Annotated in this window: 6 protein-coding genes; all 6 read right to left on the bottom strand. The window is 54.6% G+C overall.

From position 1 onward, the window contains the following. Window positions 1-259: 259 nt before the first annotated feature. Window positions 260-454, bottom strand: a complete 195-nt coding sequence (locus tag B5G16_RS01790; RefSeq protein WP_262481313.1) for a helix-turn-helix domain-containing protein — start codon at window positions 452-454, stop codon at window positions 260-262. Between the two features lie 938 nt (window positions 455-1,392). Further along, window positions 1,393-2,619 carry a glycoside hydrolase family 88/105 protein gene (locus B5G16_RS01785; RefSeq protein ID WP_239405911.1) on the bottom strand — a complete coding sequence of 409 codons (1,227 nt, stop codon included), beginning with the start codon at window positions 2,617-2,619 and terminating at the stop codon, window positions 1,393-1,395. A gap of 22 nt (window positions 2,620-2,641) precedes the next feature. Next, complete coding sequence (locus B5G16_RS01780) at window positions 2,642-6,517, bottom strand: fibronectin type III domain-containing protein (RefSeq protein WP_143260806.1); 3,876 nt, start codon at window positions 6,515-6,517, stop codon at window positions 2,642-2,644. A gap of 249 nt (window positions 6,518-6,766) precedes the next feature. Continuing rightward, the gene (locus B5G16_RS01770; RefSeq protein WP_087260473.1) at window positions 6,767-7,420 is read right to left on the bottom strand and encodes a carbohydrate binding domain-containing protein; all 654 of its coding nucleotides are present in this window, start codon (window positions 7,418-7,420) and stop codon (window positions 6,767-6,769) included. 36 nt (window positions 7,421-7,456) lie between these two features. Further along, the gene (locus B5G16_RS01765) at window positions 7,457-9,373 is read right to left on the bottom strand and encodes a carbohydrate binding domain-containing protein (protein ID WP_087260471.1); all 1,917 of its coding nucleotides are present in this window, start codon (window positions 9,371-9,373) and stop codon (window positions 7,457-7,459) included. 106 nt (window positions 9,374-9,479) lie between these two features. Beyond that, the gene (locus tag B5G16_RS01760; protein WP_143260805.1) at window positions 9,480-11,681 is read right to left on the bottom strand and encodes a hypothetical protein; all 2,202 of its coding nucleotides are present in this window, start codon (window positions 11,679-11,681) and stop codon (window positions 9,480-9,482) included. Window positions 11,682-11,753: the final 72 nt, after the last annotated feature.

Genomic DNA, 11,753 nt, shown 5'->3' with positions numbered 1-11,753 from the left:
GAATACGTATTTGTCTTGGAACATAGCAGCCATTTGTATTAGACTGCAAAGTTGCAAAATCAAGTCCGTTTCATCTCAAGAAAACACGTAATTGACTATATTTCAATAATTTCAAAGAATTATTTATCCACTTTTACGGGACAGTAATGAGAATAAATAATAGATAAATGGTATGTGGTTCTGCGAGTTTGAAGATAATCATTAAATCAATAAATACTCCTATTTATTAATTTACAGAACATAGGGAAAGTTAATTCTTTTATTTCTCGCCTCCGAAATGATTGCGATATTCGAGCGGAATCATATCCAGATTGCGACAAAACATGTTCGAAAAGTAGTAGGCATCTCTATAATTGACCCGAAAAGCAATTTTATTGATACTCATAGCTGTACTCAGTAACAAACAACAAGCGTCCTGCAAACGGAACTGTTGCATGTAACGGGCCGGGGAGATATTCGTATAGCGAGGGAGCTGAATCCATTAAGCAACACTCAATATATCAATATACTAAAGCTTTCACCTGACTGCAATACACCGAACAGGCCACAATGTATTTACGGCTATTTTCCTTCAGGTTCTATTGGTTATCAAGTACTTACTATTTTTTTCAGAATCTGCAACTAAAACAGGGCGCATTATTTCCATCAACAACTCATTTTCAACCGTTTGCGTTCATAAAAATATACAGAAGAATTTTGTTTCATACCGAAACCATCCCTTTTTCCAGAAAAGTAGGCCCCAAATTCTAGGGCCGCTTTTCTTACTGTATCCAAAAGGATCCTGCACAAACAATGGAAAGTATCTCATCGCGAAAGAACAGATGATGGGAGCTTGATCCCGAAATCCTGAAAAACAGGATTGATGGATAAATTCGACAGCAGTTTCATGAATGGATTGTTGGTCGTTTACTTGCAAGACAACGGAGAGGGCTGCGGAGGCCTTTCTGTACCGACAGCAACATTCTCTAATCCCAGAAGATTCACGTAATATTGCAGCGGAGAATCTGCCCGTGATTTATCGTTTCGGAGGTGTCTTTTCTGGAGTGGACTTGTTCTTTACAAATACCGAAACTATACCTGTCGCCTGCCTCGCAAAGCGAGGTTCTCCCAAGTCAAACCCAAACTTTTCTATCGAATGGTCCATCAACAAGAATCCAACTACAAGCTCCAATTCCCGTCATAAATACTCGTCCCGGTCCAAAAACGAGGACAAAAGGGCGACCATGATACGGTGTTGCCTGAATCTGTACAACCGGAAGAGTGAATCGAGATCGAGAAGAACCTCACGGCCGACAATCTCCCTCTCAAACCAATCAACCCGCCGATCTGAAACCATCACGCTGTTTTCGACTTCAAGCTCGGGGCCTCCGGACAGGAACCCTCATCAGGATATCATTCCGCAATCAAGGCATACGCACACCAAAGGACAGGTGCCTGTCCATGGACATCGCCCGTCAGCCGTTTTTTGCTACGATAATGGTCACTGGTCGTACCGAGCATGGTCCCTTCACAAACGTCCTCAACATAACCATCTGCCGTAATGCGATCACAGAGAGCCAGCCATCCCCTGCGGGCCGCCCGGGCATAGGCCGGATCGGTCAGCCACCCCCGCTTCACGCCGACGATCATCGCATAGGTGAACATCGCCGTACCCGACGACTCCTCCCACATCGTCGGATCGTCGACCACCTGCAGCCACATGCCGCTTTTGCTCTGACAGTTGAGCAGCGTCCGCATCATCTTCAGATAGCCAGTCATGATCCGTTCACGGTGCATATTATCCTCGGGCAGGACCCGCAGCAATTCAGCCATCCCGACAGCCATCCATCCGTTGCCGCGGCTCCATGCGAACGGCGCCCCCGGAGCATGATCGAAAAGACCCGACGGACGCTGGATCGAATCCAGATAAAGCTCCATCTCCCGGGCTGCGCGATCAATGTATTTCTCATCACCCGTTACCCGGTAGGCCTGCGACTGAATCGCCGTGATCATGAACATGTCGTCGAGCCAGAAGCGGGTCTGCCACGAATAACCCCGGTCGGCCCACTCTTTCTGCGGTGCCAAGAAAAGCCCGGCATCGACAAAATCGCCATACATCGAACTCTTTTGGACATGCATCGAATCGAGCGACCACCCCGCGGGTAGGGTCCATTGGCTGTCGGCATACATCATACCCAGTTTCAGGCACCGCGGATCATGCGTCTGCATGTAGATCTCCAACGGAACCGCTCCGAAGACATTGTTGTCCACATGGTTGGGTTTAGGCTGCAGACAGGAGTCCTTCGAAAACAGCGGCTCGAACTTGTCGATCAGCCCCTGCTTCAACTCCCTGTCTCCAATTTCATGGGCAAACCAAAGACCTCCGAGCCAGGCACAGACATCCGGATAAGTGACCTGCGTTCGCGGCTCATGGATTCGGAGCGGACTTCCGTATTGCGAATAGGGATCGGCAATAAACCGACGGGTAAGTAATTTCCCGATCTCAACCGGATCAGCCTTCGCCGGGAAAGATCCGGCCGAAAGGTCTGTACACTCTCGATCATTGCATCCTACGGCAAAAACACCGGTCAGAAAAAGGATCCATACGAAGATCGACATCGACGTATTTCGAAAATTCATATTGGTAGTATTAATATTGTTTTCAATCCGGGTAATAGGGGGCAGACTCCTCGTCCATAGGGACATAGGGCTCCATCCAGAAGGCAGAACGACGTTTGAACCGCAATTCCGTGGCGGGATACCAGTTGGCCCACGACGCGGGATCCGTATCGACGACCGCCGAACGTTCGCTCGTGCCCCGTCCGTTAACGGCCACAACACAATATCTGTAGAAAGCCGACCGATCTGCCTCCAACGGACGATCCGACGGATACCGGTCACAAGGACGCACTCCCGACAGATTCCGGTCCGTAAAGGTCGTGGCCTCCCCCTCGTAGACGACCCGGAACCGGCCCGAACCGGGATTCTGCCGATAGAGCACATAACGACGCACGCCCGGCACTGTTCCCCACGAAAGGGTAGCACTTCGCTCCCCCAATCGCAACCTCACCCCTTCGGGGGCATGCGGTTTGCGCTCGTCGACATAGAGGGGGTATTCCGGAGCCGAGTCGGCTCGTTTGCCGCCGTTGAGCGATACGGCCCGGACGTGGTATTTGCCGGGACGAAGATGTTTCAATGCGAAAGTATTGCCGTCGCACCGGCCAACCTCCCGCCACTGTTTACCGCCGTCGTCCGACAGTTCGATGACTACCTCCCGAGCCGACGGGGCCTTCCCGATCACCAGTTCGGCCCCGCGCGGCGTATACTCCGCCGAGGCGACAAGCGACGGCATCGGGACGGCCTCTTCCCGCGTATATTCGATCACATGTTCGCCGACAGGCAGATCGATTTCCTGCCCGGAAAGCGTAGCCGGAACGCCGTCGATATGAAGCCTACCGCCCTTGAGTCCTCGGATCCGCAACGTCGCCGCGCCATAACTCTTGTAGCGGCCGGTGGCCGACGAAGGATTCCGGAACGTCATCGCCACGGCACAATCCCCCTGCGCCTCGAGTTCCATGGCCAGCGGACCGTATGCGATCTTCGAGCCGCGGAAGAGCGCCATCTGAATCTCTCCGGAGTTCATCCGCCGGATCAGCCCCGCCTCGCCCTCGAAGGCATAATTGGGCTCCTGGCAATGCAGCCCCCGGCCGTTGCGGAAGATGATATCCCGGCTGCGGGGCGTTGCGATCTCGCAGATCCCCTCATACTCGATACCCCGACGGTCACTGCGGTGCTCGTAAACCTCTTCGGAGGCCAGTAGCGAGGGTTTCTGGAGTCGTCCGCCCAGCGGCTTCACCCCCTCCTTGTGCGTAACCAGTGTCAGCAACGATCCGTAGTTGTCCCGGTAAAAGCCCCGCGAATTCTCCGTCTGAGCCGTATACCAGTGATCCCTGCGGGCCGGCGCCCCGAAAAAGAAGATCCGGGGCAGTTGGTCCTTTTTGTGGACGAACCACGAAAAGCGGTGGTAGGCCCGCCAGTTCGTGCCGGTCTGGTCGTAGATCAGGAAATAATCGGTACCAACGAGCAGGATGCTCCGCGACAGGTACTCCGGCCACGAATAGCCATCCTTCTCCGACGAGCGAACCTCGGCATATTGAGCAATGTCCAAATCATAGAGCGGAGCCGTAAGTTCATTGTATCCCACCGTCCGGAAGGTTCCGTCCTTCATGACCCCGAAGTTCGTCACGCCGTCCGTATCGTTCTGCGTATGGTCGCCAGCCGCTTCGTTCTCGTGTCCGCAGTAGATCTTCCCGCCGGCATAGAAGTAGAGTCCGCCGGAGTGGCCGCTGCCCTGGTTACCCCAGCGGTAGTTCGGCCCCTTGTCCACTTGGTCGAGATGAATCGAGAGCTCCTCCGGAGTCCCCACTCCGGCACGCAGGATAATGCCGTGCCCCGTATATTTCACACTCTTCAGATGCGGGTCGGTTCCGTTGTTCGAGGTCTCGGAGCAGGCGGCAAAGACATCGTCCCAACAACTGTCGTTGGGTTTGCCTTCGGGGGCCCGACCCATGTCACGCCCCCAATAAAGGTGTTCGGCCTGCATCGGATCGTAATTTTCCAGGAAGCGGGCCAACTGGTAGACATACGAGTACTGCTCGACGAAGCGTCCACCCGAATGGGCTCCGTGAGCCGTATAGACCCGCTGCAAGCGCTCGGTCGAATCCGCCGAGGTGCGAACCCGCACCGGAGCCGTCAGCATGTCGGTCATCCAACGCCCCCGCCGGGCCATCTGTAGCCCAGGGAAACGGTTCTCGCCCCGTGTGGACCACAATGCCAGATTGGCGGCAACGGTCGGTTTGAAGTAGGCCCAGTTGTAGATGCCGAGGCTCTCGACCCAGCGTCCCCCGAACGACTCATAACGGGGTACATCGGGCCGGGTATAGAAGATTCCGTAAATTTCGAGACTCTTGGCGAAGAAATCGGCCCATGTGCGTGCCATCTCATGCTCGGGGAAAAGTGCCGAGAGCACGCCGGTGACAGACCATCCATCGGCAGCCATGTTGGCCGTACCGGCCAGACAGGTCCGGATGGCATTCATCGCCTCGGTCATGTTGACATATCCGGCCAGCAGAAGCAGTGCCTCAACCTGGCGACGTTGCGTATTGTCCAGCAACTGATAATTGTCCAGATACCCTTGAGTCAGACGCCCGTAGAAGTTGCGATGTTCGATCGAATGCACGCCGGGATAACCGTTCAACCCCATCATATAGTAGGCCATACACGAACGCTTCACCTCTTTGAGGAACTCTTCGGGCGAACTCTTCGGAAGCGGTCTTTGGAAGGGGATCTTCCCCCGGGCGCCCTCTTTGGGATATTCCAACTGCCAGTTCTTGACCCGATCGAGATTCAACAGCGCATACTGACTGTGAAGCAGCGTTGCATACCGGTAAGCCGTATTTTTCCCGGTCATCGACCCTCCGATCGCATCCAACGCCCGGTCGAACATCTCGCAGGCCCGTTCCCCTTCATCCACCCCGTAGAGAGCGATAGCCGTAGAGCGGGTGCCGCTCACCAGTGGATAGAGAAATCCGAGCTGCTTGTCCCGGTACCGGAAGCCCACTGACAGATCGGGGCCTTGTTGCCAAATACCATATTGTCCATCATCCCATCGTTCATGGTCGCAGACAAATATGCCGAGTTCATCGCCCTTCTCCTCCCAAAAAGAGATCAACGGCACCTGTTCGCGCACGGAGTTCCCGCCGAAGGGGGTCAGTCGGAACAACATCCGTTCGGCTACGTTTTCAAGCGTACCGCGCCCCGTCCAGGCGGGATCTTCGCGGCAATAGTTCGTATAGACCGGCTCATCGATCCGATACCACGGGAAGCGACTGTCGAAGGTCCGATCCCATTGCAAGGGATAGCGGTAGACCGGGGCAAAATCCGCCCACGTCAACTCCATTCGGACGCTGTCCTGCACCGTCAGGCCTTCGATCCGCTCGTCGAGGATAACGAACGGATAACCGCTCACCACCTTGATATCGAGCCGATAAGCCGCATCGTTTCCGAATCTGTAGGTCATGGCATACTGTGCAAACAGAGGACCGCTCTCCACCTCGGAAACATCTACGGAACGGATCCGGGGCCCCTTTGAGACGATTTGCCCCACACTGCGGGCTCCCGTCGCGGCATCCTTGGCAAAAACCGGAGCCTCGGCACGGTCAGCATCGAGCGAAACCGAGACCGGGAGGGTAACCCGCAGTATTCCATTGGAGACCGTATGCCGACCACCGACGTTCTGCGAAATCACGGGCCGAGTTTCTACAACGGGGCCCGCGGCCTCACGCTTCAACGTAAAGGAGTAGTCTCCTCCGGAGGGAAGCGACGCGAAGAAATGAAGATCCGCCGTCACAATCCGTTCTCCGGACTTCACCACCCGAGCCAATTGGAAAGGAACGGGGCGAGAGGTGCGGTTGTCGATCAGCGTCAGTTCCGCAGCGCTCCGGATTCCACCCTCAAAATCGACCGGATAGCACAGCAATGTCCTCGGCCAATTGTAAGTCGGCAGGGCAAGATTGTCTTTTCGGGTAAAATCCAAATGCCCGTTCTTTTCGAGCACAAGGGCGTTTGCCCGGACCGGACTCAGCGCTCCAAATCCGAACGCCAAAACCAGAGCGGCAAGAAACAGTCTCTTCATTTTCCTTCTGTCACTTGAATTTCATGTGTTGTTTCCGGAGTAAGATGAACCCGTAATAGTATTACGGGTTCATCGGAGTGTAGGGTCCGCAGGCTATTTTACCTTGACAATCTTGAAGTCATCGAACCAAACTTTCGCCTCGGGAGCCGATATGATATTGTCGACACGAGCCTGCAAATAACCGATCTTGACTGCATCTTTGGGGGCCGTCACTGTTCCGGTAAGCTCCACCCAGTCATGGGTTCCTTTCGTCTTGTCGATCCACAGCGAGGTACGGTGATCGATGCTGTTCTTCTCGGGAGATCCCGGAATCCAGCCCGTCAGCCACTTGTTGTCTTCACTCTTGAAACCGAAACCCAGATAGACGTTGGCCGTCTTGGGCATATCGGCCGTCTTGACCCATACGCTGATGGCATACGTGGCCCCCGGCTCGATCAGGATGTCACGGTGGCGCCACGCCTGCCACGGTTTGAACCCATTCTTGAGATCGATATTCCCGATTTTGAGTGACCCCGACCAATCGGAGCCGTGTGACTCGTTCGCATCATAAGCAAGAATCTGCTCCTTGACATAGTTGTTCTCCGGTTTGTCGGCTACCCCGACGATGACCCATTCGGTGAGCCCGTCGATCTGTCCGTTTTCCAGGATGTTGATCTGCCCGGCATCCGGAGTCTCCTGTGCCAGGGCATGCGTCGAGCAAAGAACGAGAGCCGTCAGTGCGGCCGGAATCAAAAATATCTTTTTCATAGCTGCTGTCTTCAAATTTTTGTTATTCAAAATAAATTATTCGCTGATTTTGACCATCTGGATATCATCGAACCAGACATAGGCATCGGGAGCCGTGATGACATTGTCAAGACGAACCTGAAGATTGCCCATCTTGACGGCCCCTTCCGGAACCGTCTCTTCGGCCGTCAGCGTGATCCAGTCGTGCGTGCCCTTTTCCTTGTCCACCCAGGGTGAGGTCACATGATTATAAGCCGTCAAGTTATCATTTCCCTCAATCCAACCCTTCATCCACTGGTTGTTGGCGTCCTTGTAGCCCAACCCCAGATAGACATTGGCCGTTGCCGGCATATTCTCGGTCTTGATGCAGACGCTGATTCTATAAGTGGCACCAGCCTCCACCTCGATGTCTTGGTAAGCCCACGACTGCCAGGGTTTCCAGTTGTTGAGACAATCAACACCCCCAATTCGAAGCGAGCCCGTGCCATCGTCGACATGAGACACTTCCGGATCAATTACCAACACCTTCTCCTGATCGTAATTGTTGTCCGGGCTGCTTGACGTTCCATAGCGCCTCCAACCGCTCTCAAAGCCGTTCGGAATGACACTGGCCGGATCAAACGTGCAGGATTTCTCCTCATGGACAAGAGTCATCGAACGGACATAGGTCGGAACCCCCTCCACGCCTTTGGCAATCCGGAATTGCCCGATAGCAGAAACACTCTTCTTGGGAATCTCGAATTCGATGTACCCACCGTTCTGCAAGGCCGTCTCCAGGCTGACGCTCTTGTCCGTACCATCGATCTTGTCCCAGCTCTCGCCGTTGAACGTCTCCAACCAAAGGGCATGTGCCGCCATCTCCGGGCGGGTATCCACCGACAGTACAATACGTGTTACCTGTCGGCCATCGATATTGGGAATGGAGAGGGCGCCCGGCGTAGCCATATCACCCTTCATACAAAGGCCCGTTTCCGCATCAAAGTTGCACTGCGGGGCATTGAAACGATAGGTCGTTCCCCCGGTGCTGCCCACCAGCGTGAACGCTTCGCCGTCAAGCGTTGCGGCCGGCGTGCCGTCGCTCTTCAGAAAATCAAACGTCAGCGCCTGTTCCGACTCCGCTTGGTTCAGATCAACCGACGCCGAAAGTTTGTCGCTCCCGGAAAAGGTGACGGATCCCGCAGCGATCTTCACCAAACGGCTGTCGGTGATGACAAACACATCGGGAGAGACGAGACCGGTCGAGGCCGTCAGCAGATGGATAGTCGTTGCAGCAAGGCCTTCGGGGTAAATGGCCGTCAGACTGGTTGAAGAGCGATCTGCTGCAAAACCAGAAATGGCAAGCGGTTCCTGCATCCAGTCGACAAGCGCAAAACCCGAAAGGGCAGCCGAGCCGGAGAGCCCTGCCGAACGGATCTTCTCCCCGTCGGCTAGTCCCTGAATCGAGAGTTCGACAGGGGTGGCTACCGAGTTCAGTTCAACGGATATTTGCCCGTCATCGAGAGGGGCCCAAGCGGCCAGCACATCCGCATCCGCATCGCAGGCATCGGCGGCGGGTTGCTGAACTGTCGGGATCATCTGACCGAAGGAGTGTTGTTCCTCCATCAGTTCGAGCGCCGAATTGCAGGGGGCAATCACCAGCATGCGATCCACCTTCTTAGCCGAATTGACCTCCGCTTCGAATTCATAGAATCCGGATTGTTCAGGATCCGGTTCGGCTTGGATCAACGTCTCATTGACTTGTGTACCATCTTCATAAAACAACAGGATGCCGAGATTTTCCGATTTCAAATCCGATGCATTGCTCACTGAAAAGGTAAACGGCACGGTCTCCTCTGTCGGAGTCGACGGCGTATCGTCACCGGGCTCCTGCGGTATATTGTCGTTCGGGACCTCGGTCTCTTCGTCCTGACAAGCGGCGCCCAGCAGCAACATGCCCAGCGCACCCGCTGTAAAAAACAATTTTCTGAGATTCATATGTCAAACATTTAGGTAAGTAATATATGTCTTTTCACCAGAACAAAATTAAGATCGTATCCCGGTGACTCCGGGTCAAAAAATCTCAATCTCCGGTCAGATCGTCTCATTGCACGACGATCATATCGTTGACTACGGGGGCTCCGTCACGGCGCAAAACGATCTTGTCGGCCTTATCTGCCGGCGAAGGCAGGTAGAGCAGATACCCTTCGTCGACAGCCTCGCATTCGACATTGTCGAGGAATGCGCCGATACTCTCCGTTTTTTTGACGGGGACAATGAGAGCCAACAGTTCAGCGGTCTCTCCCGGTTGAAGAGGTTCGGTCGATTCCAGCACCAGAATCCGGGTCTTACCTCGCTCGTAGCTCGAGCACAAATCATCGGTCTCGACCCGCATTCGCGTCGAGGTGGCAGTCTGCGGGAAGAAGAAAGCAGTCGGGATCTCCGCAACGGCCGGCACCGAAACCGTAGTCGGCACATGGCCGGTCTGCATCACCCAACGCTCACCCTGCTGTTCGATCGAAGGCCACAGGTTGTAGGTCACGGCCGCATTCAGCGGCATTCCGCTGCGATTTTCGAGGCGATCGAAAACGATTGCCATACCATTGTTCAACAAAACGATTTGCCGACGCGCACTCACCCCCTCATACTCGAATTTAGTATAGGCTATATCGCACCAGGCCGCATAGGAACAGATTGCCGCGGCACGGTAATCGCCGATCGCATAGTCGGTCTTTTCATCGTAACCCATCACCGCCTTGTAAGCCGACGAGGGCCAGACATCGCCCTGCTCGACCTTCAGCACGGGAAAATCGGCAACCGAAACGGGTGCGACCATCGGGCGGTTGATCCGGAACGGTTCGCCCGGACGCCCCAGCACAGTCGCCATGTGCGCCGACATGAACTGATAGGTAGTGATGCCGATCCGGTGGTCGTAGGCCGCCTTTGACTGCGTATAGCTCATGTCGATGAGCATACTCGGCGAGTTCGGGTGGCGGCCCGTCGAGAGGATGATCTTGTCCTGCACGGTCTTGTAGTTGGCGTCGCCACGGCCCAGCATCACCCCGTTCTGCGAGGTGATCCGCTCCGTGACATGAACCGTCCCGAAATCCGATGTCGGAAGAGCCGTCTGCCCTTCGTAGTTGATTCCTTCGGGCCACAGGTCATAGATGCTCCCCTTCCAGCGCGAGACATTCCGCGAATTGAAACGCAGATCCTCGTATTTACGGGCGATATAAAGGTAATTCGGATCATTATAAAGGCGGTAACCCACCTTCAGATCCCACGACAAGAGCCGTCCTCCGTCGATAGCCAGCTCCTTGTTCGAGGAATAGAGATTCTCCATCGACTTGCCGAACTTGCCGCTTTGTCCCGAGTTCATCACGGTCTTCGCCATCCGGTCCATGATCCGCCGGATATGGGGCGATGCAGCCAGATCATACTCCCGGCCCAGAAGCAGACCCCAACGCAGAATCAGATAGAAACCCGTGGTCGAATCGTAGTGCGGCGAATTATCGCCGTCGTAAGAGGTGACGGTCACGTTCGTCCAGACATTTTCGAAGGTCTTCACCGTCAGCGGATAGGTTTGATCGCCGTAAAGCATCTTGACCCAAAAAGCAATATCCACGGCAAAAATCTCCTTGTTGTAACCGCTCGTCAGGTAGGTCCCGTCAAAATAGTAGGCCCGGTTTTCGACACAATCCTCGATCAACTGCTTAACCAACGCTTCTGATTCTGCATCGTAGCAGTCGAGCAATTTCAGCGCATAAGCGCTCTCCAGTGCATAACGCACCGGATGGACCGTATTGAGATCACGCGGATAGCCGTCGTAGCCCGCCGCACGATCCTTGGCGGCCTCCGCCTCATAGACCTCTATATTGTGCGGAATCTTTGCTCGAAGCAACTCGACCAGTGCCGGCTTGAGCGCCGGGGTGTACTCCGGCATCCGCGACAGCAGTTGCGCCAACACTGTATAGGGTTCTGCGGCATCGGTCTCCGATGTGAACTCCTTGTGATAGGTCGAGAGCCACTGACTCAATGTTCCGTTGGCGATAGCCTGGTCGAGATTAGCGAAAAAGGTCGTCTTCCGGGCGACAAGCCGGCTCTCCCGGGCTGCAATATCAGACGAAGGCTCGTCCGACGGCACCTCGTCCATCGAAAAAACGGCATTGGTATAGATGTATTTGTCTGGATAGTTTTCTCCCGAGGCCGGTGCTCCCGGCTCATCCTCCGGAGCCTTGGTACAGGAGATCCCGACGAGGGCACACAACCCCAAAGCGACAAAATGCCGATAGAATAGGTTCTGCATGACGGTAGTAGTTTGGACTCCGAAACAAAGCTACACAATCGGACGCCTTGGAATCCTTGAATTCATATCAAA

Source organism: Alistipes sp. An66, from assembly GCF_002161445.1.
GTDB classification, from domain to species: domain Bacteria; phylum Bacteroidota; class Bacteroidia; order Bacteroidales; family Rikenellaceae; genus Alistipes; species Alistipes cottocaccae.
The sequence above is the reverse complement of the archived record's forward strand: the minus strand, read 5'-3'. Positions and strand labels throughout refer to the sequence as shown.

Bases quoted from the DNA above. Each gene is read 5' to 3' on its own strand.
- B5G16_RS01785 (WP_239405911.1), bottom strand. From the start codon at position 2,619: ATGAATTTTCGAAATACGTCGATGTCGATCTTCGTATGGATCCTTTTT.
- B5G16_RS01770 (WP_087260473.1), bottom strand. From the start codon at position 7,420: ATGAAAAAGATATTTTTGATTCCGGCCGCACTGACGGCTCTCGTTCTT.
- B5G16_RS01765 (WP_087260471.1), bottom strand. From the start codon at position 9,373: ATGAATCTCAGAAAATTGTTTTTTACAGCGGGTGCGCTGGGCATGTTG.
- B5G16_RS01760 (WP_143260805.1), bottom strand. From the start codon at position 11,681: ATGCAGAACCTATTCTATCGGCATTTTGTCGCTTTGGGGTTGTGTGCC.